Here is a 20878-nt window from a genome sequence, read left to right as displayed (position 1 = left end):
CTCAGCCCGCGTCGGGCATCTCGCGGCCCAGGCCGCCGCCCGGGTCGTGACCGTCCGGGTGGCGGCCGCCAGGGCCATGGCCGTCCGGGGGGTCGGGGTGGTCCGCGTCGGTGCGGGGCTGCGGGAGGACGGGCTGGAGGACGAGCATCCGCTCGACCAGGCGCAGGAACATCGCCACGTCCCGTATCAGGTCGTCGGCGTCCCGCCCGCCGGCCGCGCCCCGGATGCCCGCTTCGGCGCGGGCGCGGCGCTGGGCGCCCGAGGCGAACAGGGCGCTCCATTCGGTGAGTTCGGGTGCGATCTCGGGAAGCACTTCCCAGGCGCTCCGGATTTTGCTCCGGGCCCTGGGCGAGGCCTCGGGCCGCCCCCGTGCGGCGAGCACGGCGGCGGCGGTGCGCAGGGCGGCGAGGTGGGCCGTCGCGTAGCGCTCGTTGGGGGTTTCGAGGACGGTGGCCTCGTCGAGACCGGCACGGGCCTGGGCGAGCAGGTCGAGGGCGGCGGGCGGGGCGGTGGCGCGGCGCAGCACGGGGTGGACATCGCTCGCGGGGCCGGTCAGTGAGGGGGCAGGGCCGGTGGCGCGGCGCCGGCGGGCGGCGGCTGCGGACGAGTGGGCCATGACGAACCTCCTGTCGTCTTCGTGACGGCTCTGTGGCCGTATGGGCTCATCGTGCGGTATGCCACTGACAATCCGTTCCGACCTGGGCTTTTGCTTCGATCGACTGTTCGGTGCCGGGCGGGCCCGCCACGGGGCGGAGCCTGTGGCGGGGCGGGCCGGCGGTGCTGTGAGAATCAGGGCATGGAACGCAGCAGCACCACGTCGGGCGGCAGCACCCGCCGCGAGGCCACCCGGCAGAAGCTCTACGAAGCGGCCGTCACGCTCATCGCGGAGCAGGGCTTCTCCGCCACCACCGTGGACGAGATCGCCGAGCGGGCGGGGGTCGCGAAGGGCACGGTCTACTACAACTTCGCGAGCAAGTCGGTCCTCTTCGAGGAACTGCTGCGGCACGGGGTCGGGCTCCTCACCGCCTCTCTGCGGGAGGCGGCCGAGCGGACGGCCGGGGCGGGCGGCAGCAAGGTCGACGCCCTGGACGCGATGGTCCGCGCGGGGCTGGTCTTCATCGACCGTTACCCGGCCTTCACCCAGCTGTACGTGGCCGAGCTGTGGCGCACCAACCGGGCCTGGCAGTCCACGCTGCTGGTGGTCCGGCAGCAGGCCGTGGCGGTCGTCGAGGACGTGCTGCGCGAGGGCGTGGACAACGGGGAGTTCAGTGCGGAGATCGACATTCCGCTGACGGCGGCGGCGCTGGTCGGCATGGTGCTGGTGGCCGCGCTGGACTGGCAGGCCTTCCAGCCGGAGCGCTCCCTGGACGACGTGCACTCGGCGCTGTCCCGGCTGCTGCAGGGGCGCGTGAGCGGCCACCGCTGAGACGGCGGACGGCCGTACCCGGCGGCCTGCGGCAGCCTGCGGCCGGCGGCCGGCCCGGGACACGAAAAGTGCCGGTCCGACGGTGGCTGCGTCCCCCGCGAGCCACTGCCGGACCGGCGCCTTCCTCGCTCCCCCGTACGTTCTCCCGTGGAACCCCCGTTGCGGTCGTTCCCCGGGTTCCCCCGTGCCTCGCTCCCGCCGACACGGCCGGCGGAAGGAGCGGATCGCGGGCCCGGACCGTTCCGGCGCCCCGTGTCGCCGGTTCCGGAGCCGTGCCCCTCTCCGTGGTCTCCACTCTCTCGTTTCCGCAGGTCGTGGCCCATCCGCGCGCGTACTCATCTCGGGCACTGGGTACGGGTACTCACTCCTGCGCACCCGGCCCCACACGGCACGGCCGCCGGCTGGTCACCGGGGCGTGGGCGACGGTACTCGGGTCCGGGGGCGGCCGTGGGGGCGGATAAAGTCCCTGACATGGCACGGATTGCGGTGATCGGCGCCGGGCTGGGCGCGATGGCGGCCGCTGCCCGGCTGGCCGTCGCGGGCCACCGGGTGACGGTGTACGAGCGGACGGACACGTACGGCGGCGCGCTGCGCCGGCTGGAGCGGGAGGGCTTCGCGTTCGACACCGGCCCCGGTCTGCTCCCGCTGCCGGCGGTCTACCGCGATCTGTTCCTGAAGACGGGCAAGGAGCCGCTGGAGGCCTGCGTCGAGCTGGTCCAGGTCGACCCGTCGTCGCACCACGTGTTCGCGGACGGTACGCGCGTCCCGCTGCCGAACGCGTCCCGCGCGGGTGTCGTCTCCGCCCTGGACGCGGCCCTCGGCCCTGCCGCCGCCGAGCGCTGGGGCGACTTCCTGGTGCGGGCCCGCGAGACCTGGGACAGGACCCGCAGACCGCTCCTGGAGGAGCCGTTGTGGCCCAACTGGCAGGTGCTGGCCGGGCGCGAGCCCTACCCGGCCGTCCCCCACAGGAGGCTGCTGCGCACGCGCACGGCGGGCACGCTCGCCGAGGTCGCCGCCTGGGAGCTGCGCGATCCCCGGCTGGTCTCCCTGCTGGAGGGCTACGCGCTCGAGCAGGGCCTGGACCCCCGGTCCACGCCGGCGAGCGCGGCGGTGCTGCCGTACATGGAGCACGCCTTCGGCACCTGGTACGTCCGCGGCGGCATGCGGGAGCTGGCCCGCGCGGTGTACGAGCGGTGCCTGGCCCGCAGGGTGGAGTTCCGTTTCGGCGCCGAGGTCACCGGGGTGCTGGAGAAGGACGGCCGGGTGGCGGGCGTGGAGTTCACCGAAGGTGCCTCCCCCGGCTCCGACGGCGGGGGCGGGGGCGGGGCGGTGGCCGAGGCGGATCATGTGATCGCCGGGGTGACGCCCGGCGCGCTGGACCGGCTGGCCCGGGGGGCGCGGGTGCGGGGCGAGGGCGAGGTCGCGGGCCGCCTCGGGACGGCGAGCCGTCTGACGGTGCTGCTGGCACTGCGCGGCGGACGTCCCGAGGGGACACCGCACCGGACGGTCGTGCACACCCGGGACCGGGAGGCCGAGCTGGAGTCCCTGTTCGGCTCCCCCGCGGGCCTGCCCGCGCACCCCACGGTCACGGTTCTGCGCCCCGACGACCCGGCCCTGGTCCCCGACGCGGACCATGAGGCGGTCACCCTCACCTCGGCGGTGCCCGCGGGGTCCGCGGGGCCGGGTCTGGACGAGCACGCGCACAACATGATCACCGCCGCCGAGCGGGCCGTGCCGGGCCTGCGCGACCGTCTTCTGCACAGCGAGGTCCGCACCCCGGACGACGTCGCGCAGGTGACGGGCGCGGAGGGCGGAGCGGTGCCCGTCCCGGCGCTCGCCGCGGCGGACGGGCGCCTGCTGCACCCGTCCAACAGCACCGGCATACCGGGGCTGTTGACGGTGGGCGGCTGGTCGCACCCCGGCGGGGGCCTCCCGCACGCCGGGATGTCGGGCGCGCTGGTCGCGGGCCTGATCGTGGAGGGGCCGGGGTTCCGCGGGTCCCAGTGAGCGGCGGCGGACCGGGGCGGCTCAGCGGCCGGAACGGATCACCGGCCGGGACCGACGGCCGCGGCAGGCCTGGTCGGACCGGGCCGGGCCGGCCGGGTCAGTAACGGTACTGCTGCTCGTCGTACCCGTTGCCGTTGCCGTTCCCGTTGCCCGGGGTCTGGCCCTGCTGGCCGTTGTCCTGGTACGGGTACGGCTGCTCCTGCGGGAGTTCGCCGCCGTACAGGTCGTCGGTGCTGCGCTGCTGCGGCACCCACAGGCCGCCCGCCGGGGTCTCCCCGCCGTAGCCGCCGCCGTACTGGTCCTGGCCGTAGCCCTGCTGGCCGTACTGCTGCTGTTGCTGCGGATCGGTGTATCCGGTGTCGTACGAGGTCCCGCCGTAGGTCGGGTTGCCGATGTACGGGTCGGAGTAGGCGGCGTACTGCTGCTGTTGGCCCGTGGTGTCGTAGGACTGCTGCTGGCCGTAACCGGAGTAGTCGTAGGCGTAGTTCTGGCCGGTGTCGTAACCCTGGTCGGTGCTCTGGGCGGTGGCCGCGTACTGGTCCTGGGCGGGGGTGCCGTACCCGTTGTCGCCGTAGACGCCGTAGGAGCCGGTGTCGTCGGGCATGGGCTGCGGCTCGTAGACGGCCGTGGTCTCGGCGGCCGTCTGCTGTTCGCCGCGCACCGGCGTGAACACGTCGTCGCGGTCGTAGTCGTCGGCTCCGTAGGAGTCCCGGTCGCGGCTCCGCTCGGCACCCTCGTCGCCGTTGGCCTCCAGGCCGGAGACCTCCAGGGTCGGCTCCTCCCGCCCGCGGTCACCACGGCCGCCCTTGACGGCGGACAGCAGTGGGGCGTTGACCGCCCAGCCGGCCGCGAAGCCGCGGCGGAACGACAGCGTGACGTAGGTCTGGCCGATCGCGAAGGCGATGGCACCCAGGCCGATCACGACGACCGACGGGATCAGCACACCGAGCACGACGCCCAGAAAGCCCGCGAAGGCGAGCAGCCGCCAGCGCAGACGTGCCTTGTACTGCAGCAATACCTCGCCGAGCAGCCACAAAGCGACCACACCGAACGCGATGTAGAGGACCGTCCAGCCCATGTACGCCCCTCTCCCAGTGGCCGCTACGCAGTGTGTCGTACGCCGGTGCGACCGGTCTAGGCCCGCGGTGGGTGATGCAGGCCCAGGTTCTCGTAGATTTCCAGCGTCGCCGTGGAGTTGTTCAGCGTGATGAAGTGCAGTCCGGGCACTCCCTCGGCCAGCAGCCGTGCGCAGAACTCCGTGGCGAACTCGATACCGATGGAGCGTACCGCCGCCGGATCGTCCGCCGCTGTGAGGATCCGCTCTTTCAGGGCATCCGGGAACGACGCGTTACTGAGCTGCGGCAACCTCTCCAACATCTTCACACTGGTCACCGGCATGACCTCCGGAATCACCGGTGTTCCGCAACCCGCCGCATCGACCCGGTCACGCAGGCGCAGATAGGACTCGGGGTGGAAGAACATCTGGGTGATCGCGTAGTCGGCACCGGCCCGGCACTTGTCGACGAAGTGCGCGACGTCCGTGTCCCAGTCGGACGAGCGCGGATGCATCTCCGGGAAGGCGGCGACCCCCACGCAGAAGTCGCCCGACTCCTTGATGAGCCGGACGAGTTCGGCGGCGTAGGTCAGGCCCTGCGGATGCGGGATCCAGTCGGCCCTCGGGTCGCCGGGCGGGTCGCCCCGTACGGCGAGCATGTTGCGGATCCCGGCGTCGGCGTACTGGCCGATGATGTTGCGCAGTTCGGCGACGGAGTGGTCGACCGCCGTGAGGTGGGCGACCGGGGTGAGGGTGGTGTCGGCGACGATCTGCTCGGTCTCGTGGACCGTGCCCGCGCGGGTGGACCCTCCGGCGCCGTAGGTGACGGAGACGAAGTCCGGAGCGACCGCCTCGACCCTGCGCAGCGCGCTCCAGAGGTTCCGCTGGCCCTTGGGGGTCTTGGGCGCCGAGAACTCGAACGAGTACGTCGTCTTTCCGGCAGCGAGCATGTCACGCACGGTGCGCGCGTGATCAGTCCTGACGGATGCTGTTCCGAGGGCCATACCGGCAGGTTAGCCAGGGGGCGCCGGTCCCCCAACCGGATGCGGGAGATTTGCCGGAATTGCCGACTTGTTGTCCACCCTTTGGACATGTGGTGACGAACAAGGGATGGGGGGCCGGGGTGGCGGGCGACGGGCCAGGCCGGCGGGCGGCGGGAGCGGTGCCGGCGGCGGACGACGGGCGCCGGCGGCGGTGTCAGGGGCGGACGCCCGGTGCCGTCTGCCGCAGCCGCCTCGCGAACTCGGCCGCCGCCGCGCCCGGGTCGTCCGCCTCGGTGATGGCCCGTACGACGACGACCCGGCGGGCGCCGGCCTCCAGGACCTCGTCGAGGTTGCCGAGGTCGATGCCGCCGATGGCGAACCAGGGGCGGTCGGTGCCGAGGCCGGCGGCGTACCGGACCAGGCCGAGGCCGGGGGCGTGGCGGCCGGGCTTGGTGGGGGTGGGCCAGCAGGGGCCGGTGCAGAAGTAGTCCACGCCGTCCTGCACGGCGGCCGCGGCGGCCTCGGACTCGGCGTGCGTGGAGCGGCCGATCAGGATGTCCTCGCCGAGGAGGGCCCGGGCCGCGGGGACGGGGAGGTCGCCCTGTCCGAGGTGCAGTACGTCGGCGCCGGCGGCGTGGGCGACGTCCGCGCGGTCGTTCGCCGCGAGCAGCTTGCCGTGCCGGGCGCAGGCGTCCGCGAGGACCTCCAGGTGCTCCAGCTCCTCGGCTGCCTCCATGCCCTTGTCCCTGAGCTGGACGATGTCGACACCGCCGGCCAGGACCGCGTCCAGGAACTCCGCGAGGTCGCCCTGCCGCTTGCGGGCGTCGGTGCAGAGGTAGACCAGGGAGTCGGCGAGGCGGGCGCGCGGGGCGGTGCCTGCGGCGGTGTCGGGCATGCGGGAGTCCCCCTGTGTGTAGGTGGCGTCCGGGCCGGCCGCGCGCGGGGCAGGCCCGGTGGGTCGTCGGCGGATGCCCCACGGCCCGTCGGGGCCGGCGGAGCACACGCCGCAACGGACCCTATGCCGCCGCGGCGACCGGGAGACCGGCCGCGGGCGGCCCGGCGGCCGCCCGGACCGCCGGGCCTTCCCGGCGCCCTGGGGCAGCGGCGCCGGGTGGCGGTTTCATGGCCGGCTGTACCCGCACGGGCGCGGCACGCGAAGAGGTGCGTACCGGTGCTTGTGCGGGTCCCGGCGTGCCGTCCCGGGGTCAGACGGCGAGCGCCTGGGCGCGGCGCTTCACCTCCGTGCCGCGGTTCTCGCTCAGTGCCTGCGCGGGCGTGCCCGGCAGGCTCTCGTCGGGGGTGAAGAGCCATTCCAGCATCTCTTCGTCCGTGAAGCCGTCGTCCCGCAGGAGCGTCAGGGTCCCGGAGAGGCCCTTGACGACCTTGTCCTCGTCGATGAAGGCGGCGGGGACGTGCAGTGCGCGGTTCTCACCTCGGCGTACGGCGATGAGCTGGCCTTCCTTGACCAGTTGCCGGACGCGCGTCACCTCGACGCCGAGCATCTCGGCGATGTCGGGAAGGGTGAGCCAGGCGGGGACGAGAGCATCGATCTTTGCGTCAATCTCGGTCACGGGACAAGCCTGCCATCTGGCACCGACAGCCGGAAGCCGGACCCCTCCACCTGGGCGGACGTTCAACCCGGACGACTGGATCCTCGGACTGCCGGCCGGGTGACCGGAGGCCGGGAGACCGGGAGACCGGGAAACCGGGAAACCGGGAAACCAAAAGCTCACGCCTTCGCCGACTTCAGGGGTCGTGCCGGGTCGGCCAGCAGCGTCTCGTCCATCACCGTGCCCGCCTCGATCAGCCGGCGCCCCTGGGCCAGGTCGCGGGGGCGGCCCACCGCCAGCAGCGCGACCAGCCGGGACGCGCGGAGCCAGCAGACCGTCCACGCCGGGCCGTCGGCCTCCCCGCGCCACACCGTCCGGTCGGCGTCCGCGTGGTGTCCGGCGTACTGGACGAAGCGTCCGAACTGCTCGGACCAGAAGTACGGCACCGGGTCGTACACCGCCGGGGGCTCACCGGTGGCCGACCCGATGATGTTCGCCGCGACCGTGCGCGGGCCCTGGAGGGCGTTGTCCCAGTGATGCACCAGCAGGCGTTCGCCGTACCGCCTCGAGGGGAAGGACGCGCAGTCGCCCACCGCGTACACGTCCGGCACGGAGGTCGTCAGGCGGGCGTCGGCGACCACCTCGCCGTGCTCGCCGAGCTCGACCCCCGAGCCGGCCAGCCAGGCGGTGGCGGGGCGGGCGCCGATACCGACGACGACGGCGTCCGCGGGCAGCCGCGAGCCGTCGTCGAGCACCACCGCGCCGGGTTCGACGCGCTCCACGCGCGCGTGCGTCCGCAGCACCACTCCCGCGTCGTCGTACCAGGCGGTCATCGGGGCGGTCGCCTCGGCGGGCAGCGCCTCGGCCAGCGGCCGGCCGGCGGCCTCCACGACGGTGACCGCGCAGCCCGCCTCGCGCGCCGCCGTGGCGAACTCCGCGCCGATCCAGCCGGCGCCGACGACCACGATGTCCTGCCGGCGCGCGAGCACCGGCCGCAGTCGTTCGACGTCGTCCAGGGTGCGCAGCAGATGGACGCCCGGAACCCCCTCCGCGCCCGGCAGCCGGACCGGTTCGGCGCCGGTCGCGACGACCAGGACGTCGTAGGGGACCGGCCCGGCCTCCGTGTCCAGCTCGTGGTCGGCGGGGCGCAGCCCGAACACCTCGCAGCCGAGCCGCAGTTCGATGCCGAGCGCCTCGAAGTCGACGTCGAAGGCGGAGTTCTCCGCCGTGCCGAGCAGCACCGCCTTGGACAGGGGCGGCCGGTCGTACGGCTGGTGGGGTTCGGCGCCGATCAGTGTCACGGTGCCGGTGAAGCCCTGCTCCCGGAGGGCGACGGCGGTCTGTACGCCGGCCATCCCGGCCCCCGTCACCACCACGCGCCGCGGTCCGGACGGTCCCCGTTCCTGCGTCTGCTCACTCACCTGATCACCATAGACACCCGTCCGGTGGCCGGTCAGTCCTCGGGAGCCGTGAGCTGTTCCACCACGCTGGTGCCGCTGCCCGGCTGCGACTCCCACTCCCAGGTCTCCTCCAGCCGCACCCGCCCGTCGGGCAGTTCCACGACCGTGGACCCGCAGTGTCCGCAGGAGGTGGTGCCGTCGCGCTTGAGCTGCACGTACCGGAAGTCCAGCCGGTCCCCCTCCCGGGTACCCACCAGGTGTCCGCGGACGACGTCACCGCCCGCGTACTCGGCCCAGATCTCGCCGTCCCGCTCGTGGTACGCGAACCGGGTGCGGGTTCCGACCTGGCCCGGCGCCTGGTCGGCGACGGGGGCGAGGACGAGACCGTCGAGCGAACCAGCCATGCGAAGACTCCCTACACGTTCGTTGATCCGGAGGCTAGGGTGGCCAACGTAAGACACTCGCGGGAGCCCGGACGCACCGGGCTGAGAGGGAGGCTGGCGGCCTCCGACCGTATGAACCTGATCCGGGTCATGCCGGCGAAGGGAGGGGCTGGACGCCCATGCCGCCCACACACACCTCGCAGCGCTCCCCCGACGTCCTCGTCGTCGGGGGCGGGATCATCGGCCTGGTCACGGCCTGGCGGGCCGCGCAGCGCGGGCTGTCCACGACCGTGCTGGACCCCGAGCCGGGTGCCGGCGCCGCCCGGGTGGCCGCCGGGATGCTGGCCGCCGTCACCGAACTGCACTACGGCGAGCAGACCCTGCTCGGTCTGAACCTCGCCTCCGCGCGCCGCTATCCCGACTTCGCGGCCGAGCTCACCGAGGCCGCCGGCCATGACCTCGGCTACCGCCGCTGCGGCACGCTCGCGGTCGCGCTGGACGCCGACGACCGCGCTCACCTGCGTGAACTGCACGTCCTGCAGCAGCGGTCCGGGCTCGACGCGCAGTGGCTGTCCGGACGGGAGTGCCGACGTCTGGAGCCGATGCTCGCACCGGGTGTGCGCGGCGGGCTGCGGGTGGACGGCGACCACCAGATCGACCCCCGGCGCCTGGCGGCCGCGCTGGTGACCGCCTGCGAGCGGGCGGGAGTGGAAGTGCGCCGCGCGTGGGCCGAGCGGCTCACCGTCGCCGGGGAGCGGGCCACGGGTGTGGTCACCGCCGACGGCACCGGGCTGAGCGCCGGGCAGGTGGTGCTCGCCGGGGGCAGCCTCAGCGGTCGGCTCGCGGGGATCCCGGCGGACGTGCTGCCTCCGGTACGTCCCGTGAAGGGGCAGGTGGTCCGGCTCGCGATGCCGGACCGGTTCGGCCCGTTCCTGAGCCGGACGGTACGCGCGGTGGTGCGCGGCAGCCATGTGTACCTGGTGCCGCGCGAGAACGGGGAGCTGGTGATCGGGGCGACCAGCGAGGAACAGGGCTGGGACACGACCGTCACCGCGGGCGGGGTGTACGAACTGCTGCGCGACGCCCACGCACTCGTCCCCGGGATCACCGAACTGCCGCTCACCGAGACCCGGGCCGGGCTGCGCCCCGGCTCCCCCGACAACGCGCCGCTGCTCGGCCCGTCCGCGCTGGCGGGGCTGGTCCTCGCGACCGGGCACCACCGCAACGGCGTACTGCTCACGCCGGTCACGGGCGACGTCCTGGCCGAGGTCCTGACCACCGGTGGGCTCCCGGCCGAGGCCCGCCCCTTCACCCCCCTGCGGTTCACCGCCGCCGCACTCACGGAGCAGCCCGCATGAACGATCCGGCGAATGCCACGACCGGCACCACCGTCACCGTCTCCGTCAACGGGGAGCCGCGCGAGGTGGCTTCCGGCACGGCGCTCGACGCGCTGGTCGCCACCCTGACCCCGGCTCCCTCCGGGGTGGCCGCCGCCCTCAACGAAACCGTCGTCCCGCGCGCGCGATGGCCGCTCACGTCCCTCTCCGAGGGGGACCGGGTGGAAGTCCTGACCGCCGTCCAAGGAGGCTGACCATGGCCGACGATCCGTTCGTTCTCGGCGGTACGTCCTTCACGTCCCGGCTGATCATGGGGACCGGCGGGGCGCCCAGCCTCGACGTGCTGGAGCGGGCGCTGGTGGCGTCCGGTACGGAGCTGACGACCGTCGCGATGCGGCGGGTGAACCCCTCGGTGCACGGCTCGGTCCTGTCGGTGCTGGAGAAGCTGGGCATCCGGGTGCTGCCGAACACGGCGGGCTGCTACACCGCCGGCGAAGCGGTGCTCACCGCGCGTCTCGCGCGGGAGGCGCTCGGCACCGACCTGGTCAAGCTGGAGGTCATCGCCGACGAGCGCACCCTGCTGCCGGACCCGATCGAGCTGCTGGAGGCGGCTCAGACGCTGGTCGACGACGGGTTCACGGTGCTGCCGTACACCAATGACGACCCGGTGCTGGCGCGGAAACTGGAGGACGCCGGCTGTGCGGCGATCATGCCGCTCGGGTCACCGATCGGGTCGGGGCTCGGCATCCGCAACCCGCACAACTTCGAGCTGATCACGCAGCACGCGCGCGTGCCGGTGATCCTGGACGCGGGCGCCGGTACGGCGTCGGACGCGGCGCTGGCGATGGAACTGGGGTGCGCGGGGGTGATGCTCGCCTCGGCGGTGACGCGGGCGCAGGAGCCGGTGCTGATGGCTGCCGCCATGCGCGGTGCGGTGGAGGCGGGGCGGCTGGCCCGGCGGGCGGGGCGGATCCCGCGGCGGCACTTCGCCGAGGCGTCGTCTCCCGCGGAAGGCCTCGCCGCGCTGGATCCGGAGCGGCCCGCGTTCTGAGGGGGCCGCCGTCGCCGGGTCGTTCTCCGCCCACGCACCGCCCGTTTCCGGTCGGCCGGGAGGCCGGGGCTTCTCGTGGGGGTGCGCCCGTGATCGCACCCGTCCCGGGCTGCGTGGGTTGCGTCACAGGTCGGCTGCAGTCGCGGACCGATCCGCGACGAAGCGGTCGGGGGTGTCGGCGGCTGCTCGTAGACTCGCTGCGTGGACACGACCCTTCAGGACCCTCTGGTCGGGCAGGTGCTCGACGGTCGGTATCGCGTCGAGGCGCGTATCGCGGTCGGCGGGATGGCCACGGTCTACCGGGCCGTGGACACCCGCCTCGACCGCGTGCTCGCGCTCAAGGTGATGCACCCGGCGCTCGCCGCCGACGGCTCCTTCGTCGACCGGTTCATCCGCGAGGCGAAGTCGGCGGCCCGTCTGGACCATCCGAACGTGGTGCAGGTCTTCGACCAGGGCACCGACCGGGGGTACGTGTACCTGGCGATGGAGTACATCGCCGGCTGCACCCTGCGGGACGTGCTGCGCGAGCGCGGGGCGCTGCAGCCGCGCGCCGCGCTGGACATCCTGGAGCCGATGCTGGCCGCGCTCGGTGCCGCGCACCGGGCCGGTTTCGTGCACCGTGACATGAAGCCGGAGAACGTCCTGATAGGGGACGACGGCCGGGTCAAGGTCGCCGACTTCGGCCTGGTCCGGGGCGTGGGCACGGTGACGAACACCACCGGCTCCGTGCTGGGCACGGTCTCCTACCTGGCACCGGAGCAGATCGAGAGCGGTACCGCCGACCCCCGCGTGGACGTCTACGCGTGCGGCATCCTGCTCTACGAGATGCTGACCGGCGAGCGGCCGCACGAGGGCGACTCCCCCGCGATCGTGCTCTACAAGCATCTGCACGACGACGTGCCGCCGCCGTCGGCCGTCGTCCCCGGTCTGGCGTACGGGCTGGACGAGCTGGTCGCGTCGGCGACCGCGCGCAACCCGGAGGTCCGTCCGTACGACGCGGTGGCGCTGCTCGCACAGGTCCGCGAGGCCCGCGGCGGCCTCGACGCGGCCGAGCTGGACGCGGTACCGCCCCAGGCGCTGTCGTCGGAGCACCACAACGCGGACGACCGTACGAGCGTCATCCCGCGCGCGCTGACCTCCCCCACGCCCGGCTTCGCCCGCGCGGGGGGACCCCCGTCCCGCCCGCTGCCCGTCGACGAGGACGACGGGCAGCGGGGGCACGGCGGCGGTGCCGACCCCCGCCACCGCACCAGCCGGCTCCGGACCCCGGCGCCGCTGCCGCCCCGGCGCGGACCGGGGCTGCGCGCTCCGGCGCTGCTGCGCGGCCCGATGACGATCGTCGTCGTGGTGCTGCTGGTCCTGGGGGCCGGAGCGGGCGTCTGGTACATCAACTCGGGCCAGTTCACCAAGGTCCCGCCGCTGCTGGCGAAGACCGAGAAGGAGGCCCGGGACCGGCTGGCGGAGGCCGGGCTGGACGTCGGCCGGGTCGAGGAGGCGTACAGCGACTCCGTGAAGCGGGGCACGGTGGTCCGTACGGACCCGGAGGCGGGCGCCCGTATCCGCGGCACCGACTCGGTCTCGCTGACCCTCTCCAAGGGGCCCGAGACCGTGAAGGTGCCCGATGCGGACGGCGTCGCGCTGGACAAGGCACGGTCCGCGCTGAAGAACGCGGGCCTGGAGCCGGGCATGGTCACCCGGGAGTTCAGCGAGGACGTGGCCAAGGGCTCCGTGGTCTCCACCCGGCCGGCGGGGGGCACCGAGGTCCGTGCGGGCTCGGCGGTGGCGCTCACCGTGAGCAAGGGCAACCCGGTGGACGTCCCCGACGTGACCGGCCAGGACCCGGCGGACGCGCGCGCCGCGCTGGAGGAGGCCGGCCTCGAGGTGGAGGTCGCCACCGGGCGGATCACCTCCGAGCACGACGCGGGCCGGGTGGCCCGGCAGAGCCCGGAGGCGGGCGACGAGGCCGTCGAGGGGGACACCGTGACGCTGACGCTGTCCAAGGGACCCGAGATGATCGAGGTTCCCGACGTGGTCGGCGACAGCGTGGACGAGGCCACGGAGACGCTGGAGGCGGCCGGGTTCCGGGTCGAGGAGGACCGCGGGCTGCTCGGCCTGTTCGGCGACACCGTCAAGGGTCAGTCCGTGGCGGGCGGGGACACCGCGCCCGAGGGCTCGACCATCACCCTCAAGATCCGCTGAGCCGTTGAGCCGCCGGCCCGGTGAGCTGCCGTTCCGTCGGTCCGGCGGCGGTCGCCGGGCGGCGGCATGACACCCTGGAGGGGTGAAGAGTCACCTGTCCGGCCCTGTCCGCAACCCGGTCGGCGGTCATGTCCCCGTCGCCGGCGGTCTGCATTCCGTCGGTCTGCCCTACGCCCGTGAGCTGCGCGCGGAGGCCGTTCAGGTCTTCGTCGCCAACCCGCGCGGCTGGGCGACGCCGACCGGCAGCCCGAAGCAGGACGAGGCCTTCCGCGAGGCGTGCGCGGCCGAGTCGATCCCGGCGTACGTGCACGCCCCGTACCTGATCAACTTCGGGTCCCACACCCGGGCGACCGCCGAACGGTCCGCCGAGTCGCTGCGGCACTCGCTGCGGCGCGGGCGCGAGATCGGGGCGCTGGGCGTGGTGGTCCACACCGGCAGCGCGACGGGCGGACGGGAGCGGTCGGTGGCGCTGGCGCAGGTACGGGAGTACCTGCTGCCGCTGCTCGACGAGCTCACCCATGACGACGACCCGTTCCTGCTCCTCGAGTCGACGGCCGGCCAGGGCTCCTCCCTCTGCTCGCGGACCTGGGACTTCGGGCCGTACTTCGAGGCGCTGGACGCCCACCCGAAACTGGGCGTCTGCCTGGACACCTGCCATGTCTTCGCGGCCGGCCACGACCTGACCGGGCCGAGCGGGATGCATCAGACGCTGGATCTGCTGGTGGACACGGTCGGCGAGGGACGGCTGAAACTGATCCACGCCAATGACTCCATGGATGTGGTCGGCGCCCACAAGGACCGTCACGCGAACATCGGCGACGGCCATATCGGCGAGGACCCGTTCCGCGCGTTGATGACGCACCCCGCGACCGAGGGCGTCCCGCTGGTCATCGAGACGCCCGGCGGCAAGGAGGGCCACGCGGCGGACGTGGAGCGGCTGAAGAAGCTCCGGGAAACGCCGTAGTCCCCTGCGGTCCCGAAAGGACGCGCGCCGGACCGGCTCAGAGCTCGGGCCCCTCCCCGGGCTCCTCCTGGTACGAGTAGCGCTGTTCCTTCCAGGGATCGCCGACGTTGTGGTAGCCGCGCTCCTCCCAGAAACCGCGGCGGTCGGTGGTCATGTACTCCACTCCGCGGACCCATTTGGGTCCCTTCCAGGCGTACAGATGGGGGACGACCAGACGGAGCGGAAACCCGTGCTCGGCGGTCAGCAGTTCGCCGTCCTTGTGGGTGGCGAAAAGGCTCTGCTCGGACGAGAAGTCCGCCAGGCGCAGGTTGGAGCTGAATCCGTACTCGGCCCAGACCATCACATGGGTGGCCTCTGGCGCGGGCGGGGCGAGCTCCAGGAGGGTGCGGGCCGGAATGCCGCCCCATTCGGCGCCGAGCATGCTGAACTTGGTGACGCAGTGCAGGTCGGCCACGACACTGCGGTACGGCAGGGCCGTGAACTCCTCGTGGTTCCAGCAGTGCTTGTCGCCGTCGGCGGTGGCGCCGAACACCCTGAACTCCCAGCGCTCGGGCCGAAACCTGGGCACCGGCCCGTAGTGCGTGACCGGCCAGCCCCTCTGCAGCCGCTGTCCCGGCGGGAGCTCGAACCGTGCCCCCTCCTCCGCTGCGCGCTCCCCCGATTCGCGTTCCGCCGGCTGACCCATGCTTCCATCCTGACAGACCCGGTGTAATGCATCGGACCGGGACCCCACGAAACCGGGCAATACAGCTCAAATAGCAGTAAGTGCACCCTTACTTACTAAGTCCATGCTTACTGGACGATCTTCTCCACCGGTGGAATCATGCGGCGCATCTGGCCCGTTCATCCGTACGGAAGGAGCCTCTGCGATGCAGGGCGACCCCGAAGTCATCGAATTCCTCAATGAACAGCTGACCGCCGAGCTGACCGCGATCAACCAGTACTTCCTGCACTCGAAACTGCAGGACCACAAGGGCTGGACCAAGCTCGCCGAGTACACGCGCGCCGAGTCCTTCGACGAGATGCGGCACGCGGAGGTCCTCACCGACCGCATCCTGCTGCTCGACGGCCTGCCCAACTACCAGCGGCTCTTCCACGTGCGGGTCGGGCAGACGGTGACGGAGATGTTCCAGGCCGACCGGGAGATCGAGGTCGAGGCCATCGACCGTCTGCGCCGGGGCGTGGAGGTCATGCGCAACAAGAACGACATCACGTCCGCCAACGTCTTCGAGGCGATCCTCGCCGACGAGGAGCACCACATCGACTACCTGGACACCCAGCTGGAACTCATCGAGAAAATGGGCGAGGCGCTGTACCTGTCGACGGTGATCGAGCAGTCCCAGCCGGACCCCTCGGGCCCGGGGACGGGCGGGTTCTCCACCCACTAGCCCGACAGGGGCTCACGCGGCTTCGGGGAGCTCCGTCGCGAGGGGTGGCCGGCCCTGGTCGGCCAGCTCCCGGCGGGGGCAGGCCCCACGGCCGAGCAGTGCCTGGATGCGTCGCACGCAGCCGCCGCAGTCGGTGCCGGCCTTGCAGGCGGAGGCGATCTGCCGGGGAGTGCAGGCACCGGCATCCGCGTGACTCCTCACCTGTTCCTCGGTCACTCCGAAGCAGCTGCAGACGAACACGCGGTTCACCTCCCGACGTAGCGTGGGTCGTGCCGTCCCGACCCCTGATCGGTGAGGCAAACCTAACCTTACCCGTCACCCGGAGGGCACAAAAGCGGGTGGGGACGGATTTCGTGTGATCCGCACCCCACCCCTCGCCGTTCCGGCAGGTGAGCGGCGGGTGACCGGTACCGGTCACCCGCCGCTGCCGGTGCCTACTGGTCCCGGTACATCTCGGCGACGAGGAACGCCAGGTCCAGCGACTGGCTGCGGTTGAGCCGCGGGTCGCAGGCGGTCTCGTAACGCTGGTGCAGATCGTCGACGAAGATCTCGTCGCCACCGCCCACGCACTCGGTGACGTCGTCGCCGGTGAGCTCCACGTGGATGCCGCCGGGGTGGGTGCCGAGCCCCTTGTGGACCTCGAAGAAACCCTTCACCTCGTCGAGCACGTCGTCGAAGCGGCGGGTCTTGTGGCCGGAGGCCGCCTCGAAGGTGTTGCCGTGCATCGGGTCGGTCACCCAGGCGACGGTGGCGCCGGAGGCGGTGACCTTCTCGACCAGCTCGGGCAGCTTGTCGCGGATCTTGTCCGCGCCCATGCGGACGATGAAGGTCAGCCGGCCGGGCTCGCGGTCCGGGTCGAGACGCTCGATGTACTGCAGCGCCTCCTCGGCCGTCGTCGTCGGGCCGAGCTTGATGCCGATGGGGTTGCGGATCCGCGAGGCGAACTCGACGTGCGCGTGATCCAGCTGCCGGGTGCGCTCGCCGATCCACACCATGTGCGCGGAGACGTCGTACAGCTGTCCGGTGCGCGAGTCGACGCGGGTCAGCGCCGACTCGTAGTCCAGCAGCAGCGCCTCGTGCGAGGAGAAGAACTCGACGGTCTTGAACTCCTCCGGCTCGGCCCCGCAGGCCTGCATGAAGTTCAGCGCCTGGTCGATCTCGCGGGCGAGCTGCTCGTAGCGCTGGCCGGACGGGGACGACTTCACGAAGTCCTGGTTCCAGGCGTGCACCTGGCGCAGGTCGGCGTAGCCGCCGGTGGTGAAGGCGCGCACCAGGTTCAGCGTGGAGGCCGAGGCGTTGTACATCCGCTTCAGCCGCTCGGGGTCCGGGACACGGGCGGCCTCGGTGAAGTCGAAGCCGTTGACGGAGTCGCCCCGGTAGGTGGGCAGCGTCACGCCGTCGCGGGTCTCGGTCGACTTGGAGCGCGGCTTGGAGTACTGGCCGGCGATCCGGCCCACCTTCACCACGGGCACGGACGCGGCGTACGTCAGTACGGCGCCCATCTGGAGCAGTGTCTTCAGCTTGGCCCTGATGTGGTCGGCGGACACCGCGTCGAAGGACTCCGCGCAGTCGCCGCCCTGGAGGAGGAACGCCTCTCCCTTGGCGACGGCCGCCATCCGGGCGCGCAGCTGGTCGCACTCGCCCGCGAAGACGAGCGGCGGATACGACTCGAGGTCCGCGATCACTGCGCGCAGAGCCTCGGTGTCGGGGTACTCGGGCTGCTGCGCCGCGGGCAGGTCTCGCCAGGTGTTGCCAGCGCTCGGGCTGGTCTTAGCGTTCACGGTCACGTCTCAACATTACGGGGTGGGATGGTGCCTTCCGGGCGATGCCCAGCAAGTGAGACGCAGAACGTGTTCCGTGACCGGACGGCGGGCGCGCCGGGGCCGTGCGCGGGGCCTGTGCTCGCGGGACATGCGCTAGGGTGCGTGCCATGTCCGCGCTCTCGACCCGGAACGGTTCGGCTCAGAACCCTTCCGCCCCGAACTGGTGGTGGCCCGCTTCTCCGGCGGCCCACTGACCTTGTAGCGCGTACGCAAGACTTCGCGAAGGCCGCCCGAGGGGCGGCCTTCTGCGTTCGCGGACCGCGCGACGCGTGCGGGTCGGCCCTCCCACACCGAGGGACCACGACCGATGAACCGACCGATGGACCGGCCGACGAGCCTGCTCGGCCTGCTGGACGATCCCCGCCCGTTCGCCCTGCTGCGCCGCCGCACACCCGGCCACGACGACGCCGTGGTGGAGCTGTTGCTCGGCCCCGTCACTCCCCGTGACCGTCTGGCCGACCTTCCCGACGAAGGGCTGGCGCTCATCCCCTTCCGGCAGATCCGGGAGCGCGGTTTCGACGTGCGCGACGACGGCACCCCGCTGCTGGTGCTCACCCCCGAGGAGCGCCACGAGATCCCGCTCGCCGAGGCCCTGGAGCAGCTGCCCGCGCACGACGTACGGGTGGAGGGCGGTGGCTTCGACGTCGACGACGACGAGTACGCCGGGATCGTCGGGCGGGTGCTGCGCGAGGAGATCGGGCGGGGCGAGGGCGCCAACTTCGTGATCCGGCGGACGTACGAGGGGGAGATCCCCGGGTTCGGCCGGGCCGACGCGCTGGCGCTGTTCCGGCGGCTGCTGGTGGGCGAGCGGGGCGCGTACTGGACGTTCGTGGTGCACACCGGGCAGGAGGCGGGAGGGCGGACGCTGGTCGGGGCGAGCCCCGAGGTGCATGTGCGGGCGTCCGGCGGGACGGTCGTGATGAACCCGATCAGCGGCACCTACCGCTACCCGGCCGGCGGACCGACCCCCGAGCATCTGCTGGAGTTCCTCGCCGACCGCAAGGAGACCGAGGAACTGTCGATGGTCGTCGACGAGGAACTCAAGATGATGTGCACCGTCGGCGACATGGGCGGGGTCGTGGTCGGGCCCCGGCTGAAGGAGATGGCGCACCTCGCGCACACCGAGTACGAGCTGCGCGGCCGGTCCTCGCTGGACGTGCGGGAGGTGCTGAGGGAGACCATGTTCGCCGCGACCGTCACGGGGTCGCCGGTGCAGAACGCCTGCCGGGTGATCGAGCGGCACGAGTCCGGCGGGCGCGGCTACTACGCGGGGGCGCTGGCGCTGCTCGGCCGGTCCGCGGGGGGCGGGCGGGACGGGGCCGTCGGGGCGCAGACCCTCGACTCCCCCATCCTCATCCGCACCGCCGACATCGACGCGGCCGGGCGGCTGCGGGTGCCGGTCGGCGCCACCCTGGTGCGGGGCTCCGACCCGGCGGGCGAGGTCGCCGAGACCCACGCGAAGGCGGCCGGGGTGCTGGCCGCGCTGGGGGTGCGTCCCGGGCGGCCGCGCGAGGAGTCCGTACGGCCGCGGCTGGCGGACGACCCCCGGGTGCGGGCGGCACTGGACGGACGGCGGGCCTCGCTGGCCCCGTTCTGGCTGCGGATGCGGGAGCAGCGGCCCTCGCGCGGCCCGGTCGGCCGGGCCCTGGACGGTCAGGTCCTGGACGGTTACGCGCTGGACGGCCGGACGCCGGACGGTCATGCGCCGGACGGTCATGCGCTGGTCGTCGACGGGGAGGACACGTTCACGGCGATGCTCGCGCATGTGCTGCGCGCGTCGGGGCTCGCGGTCACCGTCCGACGGTACGACGAACCCGGGCTGCGGGAGACGGTGCTCGGGCACGACGGCCCGGTCGTGCTGGGCCCCGGCCCCGGTGACCCGTCCGACACGCAGGACCCGAGGATGCGGTTCCTGCGCGGTCTGACCGCCGCGGTGATCGGGGCGGACCGGTGCCACGGCGTCCTCGGTGTCTGCCTCGGCCACGAGCTGATCGCGGCCGAGCTGGGTCTGGAGACCGTCCGCAAGGAGGTGCCGTACCAGGGGGCGCAGACGGAGATCGACCTGTTCGGGCGGCCGGAGACGGTCGGCTTCTACAACAGCTTCGTCGCACGCTGCGACGACGAGGCGGCGGCGGAGCTGGCGGCGCACGGCATCGAGGTGAGCCGCACGGCGGGCGGCGAGGTGCACGCGCTGCGCGGACCCGGCTTCGCGGCGCTGCAGTTCCACCCCGAGTCGGTGCTCACCCTGAACGGCGCGGCGATCGTCGCCGAACTGATCGGTCAGCTGCGCGGGACCAGGACGTTCTCCGAGCGGCGGCCCTCGGTGTAGTCGAGGACGTTGGCCACCGTGGTGTCGATGATCTGGCCGACGGCGTCCACGGTGTAGTACGCCTGGTGGGAGGTGACCAGCACGTTCGGGAAGGTGACGAGGCGGGCCAGGGTGTCGTCCTCGATGGCCTCCAGGGACTTGTCGAGGAAGAACAGGCCCGCCTCCGCCTCGTACACGTCCAGTCCGACGCCGGCGAAGCGGCCCGCGCGCAGTTCGGCGACGAGGGCCGCGGTGTCGACGAGTCCGCCGCGGCTGGAGTTCACCAGGATCGCGTCGTCCCGCATCGTCTGCAGGGCGGCTCCGTCGATCAGGTGGAGGGTCTCCGGCAGCAGCGGGACGTGCAGGCTGACCAGGTCGGACTCGGCGAGCAGCTGTTCCTTGGGGACGTAGGTCATGCCGAGGTCCCGGCAGGCGGGGTTCTCGGCGACGTCCCAGCCGAGCAGCCGCATGCCGAAGCCGTGCGCGATCCGGGTGAACGCCTCGCCGATCTTGCCGGTGCCGATGACGCCGGCGGTGCGGCCGTGCATGTCGCGGCCCATCAGCCCGTCGAGGCGGAAGTCGAAGTCGCGGGTGCGGGTGGAGGCGCGGACGATACGGCGGTTGACGGCCATGGCGAGGGCCCAGGCGAACTCGGCGACCGAGTGGGGCGAGTAGTACGACACCCGGGCGACCGTCAGGCCGAGCCGCTCGGCCGTCTTCAGGTCGACGTTGTTGAAGCCGGTGGACCGCTGGGCGATCATCCGGGTGCCGCCGGCCGCCAGGCTCTCCAGGACTCCGGCGCCGAGGTCGCAGTTGACGCTGGTGGAGATCACCTCGTGGCCCGCCGCGATGGGGGCGGTGTCCTCGTTGAGGAAGACATGCAGGCCGCGCACCTCGTGGTGCCCTTGGAAGGCCCGCTCGATCAAGGGCTTCTCGTCGGCCTGCACACCGAACGCGAGGATCTCCACAGGGTCCCTCCCAGGGTCGTGCCGGGAACTCTCCGTA

General features: G+C 72.7%; 20 protein-coding genes and 1 riboswitch. Of the genes, 9 read left to right on the top strand and 11 right to left on the bottom strand.

The window, feature by feature from the left end:
- Nucleotide 1 precedes the first annotated feature (1 nt).
- A complete protein-coding gene (locus tag ACIF80_RS07570) occupies nucleotides 2–616 on the bottom strand; it encodes an SAV_6107 family HEPN domain-containing protein (protein WP_399800589.1) in 615 nt (204 codons plus the stop codon).
- Between the two features lie 180 nt (nucleotides 617–796).
- Here ACIF80_RS07570 and ACIF80_RS07565 point away from each other — a divergent pair, with 180 nt between their 5' ends.
- Together ACIF80_RS07565 and ACIF80_RS07560 are read left to right on the top strand one after the other, a co-directional pair.
- Complete coding sequence (locus ACIF80_RS07565) at nucleotides 797–1426, top strand: TetR/AcrR family transcriptional regulator (RefSeq protein ID WP_399800587.1); 630 nt, start codon at nucleotides 797–799, stop codon at nucleotides 1424–1426.
- 471 nt (nucleotides 1427–1897) lie between these two features.
- Nucleotides 1898–3433 carry a phytoene desaturase family protein gene (locus tag ACIF80_RS07560; RefSeq protein ID WP_399800584.1) on the top strand — a complete coding sequence of 512 codons (1536 nt, stop codon included), beginning with the start codon at nucleotides 1898–1900 and terminating at the stop codon, nucleotides 3431–3433.
- A 97-nt stretch (nucleotides 3434–3530) separates the two neighbouring features.
- Here ACIF80_RS07560 and ACIF80_RS07555 read toward each other — a convergent pair whose 3' ends face one another.
- The 6 genes from ACIF80_RS07555 to ACIF80_RS07530 form a co-directional block, all read right to left on the bottom strand.
- Nucleotides 3531–4511, bottom strand: coding sequence for a hypothetical protein (locus ACIF80_RS07555; protein WP_399800581.1), 981 nt, complete (start codon nucleotides 4509–4511; stop codon nucleotides 3531–3533).
- A 56-nt stretch (nucleotides 4512–4567) separates the two neighbouring features.
- Entirely contained in the window at nucleotides 4568–5491 is a 924-nt protein-coding gene (gene metF / locus ACIF80_RS07550; protein ID WP_399800578.1) for a methylenetetrahydrofolate reductase [NAD(P)H], read from the bottom strand.
- Between the two features lie 193 nt (nucleotides 5492–5684).
- Nucleotides 5685–6365 (bottom strand): thiamine phosphate synthase, encoded by a 681-nt coding sequence (gene thiE, locus ACIF80_RS07545; RefSeq protein WP_399800575.1) that lies wholly within the window; start codon nucleotides 6363–6365, stop codon nucleotides 5685–5687.
- A 310-nt stretch (nucleotides 6366–6675) separates the two neighbouring features.
- Nucleotides 6676–7041: an Rv2175c family DNA-binding protein gene (locus ACIF80_RS07540; protein ID WP_109377886.1), complete on the bottom strand. Its 366-nt coding sequence runs from the start codon at nucleotides 7039–7041 to the stop codon at nucleotides 6676–6678.
- Nucleotides 7042–7199: 158 nt separating this feature from the next.
- Complete coding sequence (locus tag ACIF80_RS07535) at nucleotides 7200–8441, bottom strand: NAD(P)/FAD-dependent oxidoreductase (protein ID WP_399800572.1); 1242 nt, start codon at nucleotides 8439–8441, stop codon at nucleotides 7200–7202.
- Between the two features lie 32 nt (nucleotides 8442–8473).
- Nucleotides 8474–8824, bottom strand: a complete 351-nt coding sequence (locus ACIF80_RS07530; RefSeq protein ID WP_399800570.1) for a hypothetical protein — start codon at nucleotides 8822–8824, stop codon at nucleotides 8474–8476.
- Nucleotides 8825–8873: 49 nt separating this feature from the next.
- Nucleotides 8874–8985: riboswitch (TPP riboswitch) on the top strand.
- On the opposite strand from ACIF80_RS07530, the gene thiO reads away from it, so the two are divergent.
- The 5 genes from thiO to ACIF80_RS07505 all read left to right on the top strand — a co-directional run bounded on the left by thiO (nucleotide 8983) and on the right by ACIF80_RS07505 (nucleotide 14354).
- Nucleotides 8983–10161 carry a glycine oxidase ThiO gene (thiO, locus tag ACIF80_RS07525; protein ID WP_399800568.1) on the top strand — a complete coding sequence of 393 codons (1179 nt, stop codon included), beginning with the start codon at nucleotides 8983–8985 and terminating at the stop codon, nucleotides 10159–10161. Its footprint overlaps the riboswitch before it by 3 nt.
- Complete coding sequence (gene thiS, locus ACIF80_RS07520) at nucleotides 10158–10394, top strand: sulfur carrier protein ThiS (RefSeq protein ID WP_399800565.1); 237 nt, start codon at nucleotides 10158–10160, stop codon at nucleotides 10392–10394. The genes thiO and thiS overlap by 4 nt, the downstream gene beginning before the upstream one ends.
- A 2-nt stretch (nucleotides 10395–10396) precedes the next feature.
- Complete coding sequence (locus tag ACIF80_RS07515; protein ID WP_399800562.1) at nucleotides 10397–11191, top strand: thiazole synthase; 795 nt, start codon at nucleotides 10397–10399, stop codon at nucleotides 11189–11191.
- A gap of 201 nt (nucleotides 11192–11392) precedes the next feature.
- Nucleotides 11393–13390, top strand: coding sequence for a Stk1 family PASTA domain-containing Ser/Thr kinase (pknB, locus tag ACIF80_RS07510; protein ID WP_399800560.1), 1998 nt, complete (start codon nucleotides 11393–11395; stop codon nucleotides 13388–13390).
- An 82-nt stretch (nucleotides 13391–13472) separates the two neighbouring features.
- A complete protein-coding gene (locus tag ACIF80_RS07505; RefSeq protein ID WP_399800557.1) occupies nucleotides 13473–14354 on the top strand; it encodes a deoxyribonuclease IV in 882 nt (293 codons plus the stop codon).
- A 37-nt stretch (nucleotides 14355–14391) separates the two neighbouring features.
- Here the strand turns inward: ACIF80_RS07505 and ACIF80_RS07500 are convergent, their stop codons facing one another.
- The gene (locus ACIF80_RS07500; RefSeq protein WP_399800554.1) at nucleotides 14392–15039 is read right to left on the bottom strand and encodes a sulfite oxidase-like oxidoreductase; all 648 of its coding nucleotides are present in this window, start codon (nucleotides 15037–15039) and stop codon (nucleotides 14392–14394) included.
- A gap of 184 nt (nucleotides 15040–15223) precedes the next feature.
- Here ACIF80_RS07500 and bfr point away from each other — a divergent pair, with 184 nt between their 5' ends.
- A complete protein-coding gene (bfr, locus tag ACIF80_RS07495; protein ID WP_399800551.1) occupies nucleotides 15224–15742 on the top strand; it encodes a bacterioferritin in 519 nt (172 codons plus the stop codon).
- Between the two features lie 12 nt (nucleotides 15743–15754).
- On the opposite strand, the gene ACIF80_RS07490 is transcribed toward bfr, so the two are convergent.
- Together ACIF80_RS07490 and ACIF80_RS07485 are read right to left on the bottom strand one after the other, a co-directional pair.
- Nucleotides 15755–15991, bottom strand: coding sequence for a (2Fe-2S)-binding protein (locus tag ACIF80_RS07490; protein WP_351120421.1), 237 nt, complete (start codon nucleotides 15989–15991; stop codon nucleotides 15755–15757).
- A gap of 185 nt (nucleotides 15992–16176) precedes the next feature.
- Nucleotides 16177–17529 (bottom strand): class II 3-deoxy-7-phosphoheptulonate synthase, encoded by a 1353-nt coding sequence (locus ACIF80_RS07485; RefSeq protein ID WP_399800548.1) that lies wholly within the window; start codon nucleotides 17527–17529, stop codon nucleotides 16177–16179.
- A gap of 343 nt (nucleotides 17530–17872) precedes the next feature.
- Here ACIF80_RS07485 and ACIF80_RS07480 point away from each other — a divergent pair, with 343 nt between their 5' ends.
- Entirely contained in the window at nucleotides 17873–19894 is a 2022-nt protein-coding gene (locus ACIF80_RS07480) for an anthranilate synthase family protein (protein ID WP_399800546.1), read from the top strand.
- On the opposite strand, the gene ACIF80_RS07475 is transcribed toward ACIF80_RS07480, so the two are convergent.
- Complete coding sequence (locus tag ACIF80_RS07475; RefSeq protein ID WP_399800543.1) at nucleotides 19846–20841, bottom strand: 2-hydroxyacid dehydrogenase; 996 nt, start codon at nucleotides 20839–20841, stop codon at nucleotides 19846–19848. The two genes, ACIF80_RS07480 and ACIF80_RS07475, sit on opposite strands and share 49 nt — an antisense overlap.
- Nucleotides 20842–20878: the final 37 nt, after the last annotated feature.

The organism is Streptomyces sp. NPDC085927 (genome assembly GCF_044540975.1).
Taxonomy (GTDB): domain Bacteria; phylum Actinomycetota; class Actinomycetes; order Streptomycetales; family Streptomycetaceae; genus Streptomyces; species Streptomyces hirsutus.
Note: the sequence above shows the minus strand (reverse complement) of the source record. Positions and strands in the feature narration are given on the sequence as shown.

What these genes read in the sequence shown, in the direction of transcription:
- ACIF80_RS07560 (WP_399800584.1), top strand. Translation starts at nt 1,898, where the DNA reads ATGGCACGGATTGCGGTGATCGGCGCCGGGCTGGGCGCGATGGCGGCC.
- ACIF80_RS07570 (WP_399800589.1), bottom strand. Translation starts at nt 616, where the DNA reads ATGGCCCACTCGTCCGCAGCCGCCGCCCGCCGGCGCCGCGCCACCGGC.
- metF (WP_399800578.1), bottom strand. Translation starts at nt 5,491, where the DNA reads ATGGCCCTCGGAACAGCATCCGTCAGGACTGATCACGCGCGCACCGTG.
- thiO (WP_399800568.1), top strand. Translation starts at nt 8,983, where the DNA reads ATGCCGCCCACACACACCTCGCAGCGCTCCCCCGACGTCCTCGTCGTC.
- ACIF80_RS07555 (WP_399800581.1), bottom strand. Translation starts at nt 4,511, where the DNA reads ATGGGCTGGACGGTCCTCTACATCGCGTTCGGTGTGGTCGCTTTGTGG.
- ACIF80_RS07500 (WP_399800554.1), bottom strand. Translation starts at nt 15,039, where the DNA reads ATGGGTCAGCCGGCGGAACGCGAATCGGGGGAGCGCGCAGCGGAGGAG.
- thiS (WP_399800565.1), top strand. Translation starts at nt 10,158, where the DNA reads ATGAACGATCCGGCGAATGCCACGACCGGCACCACCGTCACCGTCTCC.
- ACIF80_RS07515 (WP_399800562.1), top strand. Translation starts at nt 10,397, where the DNA reads ATGGCCGACGATCCGTTCGTTCTCGGCGGTACGTCCTTCACGTCCCGG.
- bfr (WP_399800551.1), top strand. Translation starts at nt 15,224, where the DNA reads ATGCAGGGCGACCCCGAAGTCATCGAATTCCTCAATGAACAGCTGACC.
- ACIF80_RS07530 (WP_399800570.1), bottom strand. Translation starts at nt 8,824, where the DNA reads ATGGCTGGTTCGCTCGACGGTCTCGTCCTCGCCCCCGTCGCCGACCAG.
- ACIF80_RS07480 (WP_399800546.1), top strand. Translation starts at nt 17,873, where the DNA reads ATGAACCGACCGATGGACCGGCCGACGAGCCTGCTCGGCCTGCTGGAC.
- ACIF80_RS07565 (WP_399800587.1), top strand. Translation starts at nt 797, where the DNA reads ATGGAACGCAGCAGCACCACGTCGGGCGGCAGCACCCGCCGCGAGGCC.
- thiE (WP_399800575.1), bottom strand. Translation starts at nt 6,365, where the DNA reads ATGCCCGACACCGCCGCAGGCACCGCCCCGCGCGCCCGCCTCGCCGAC.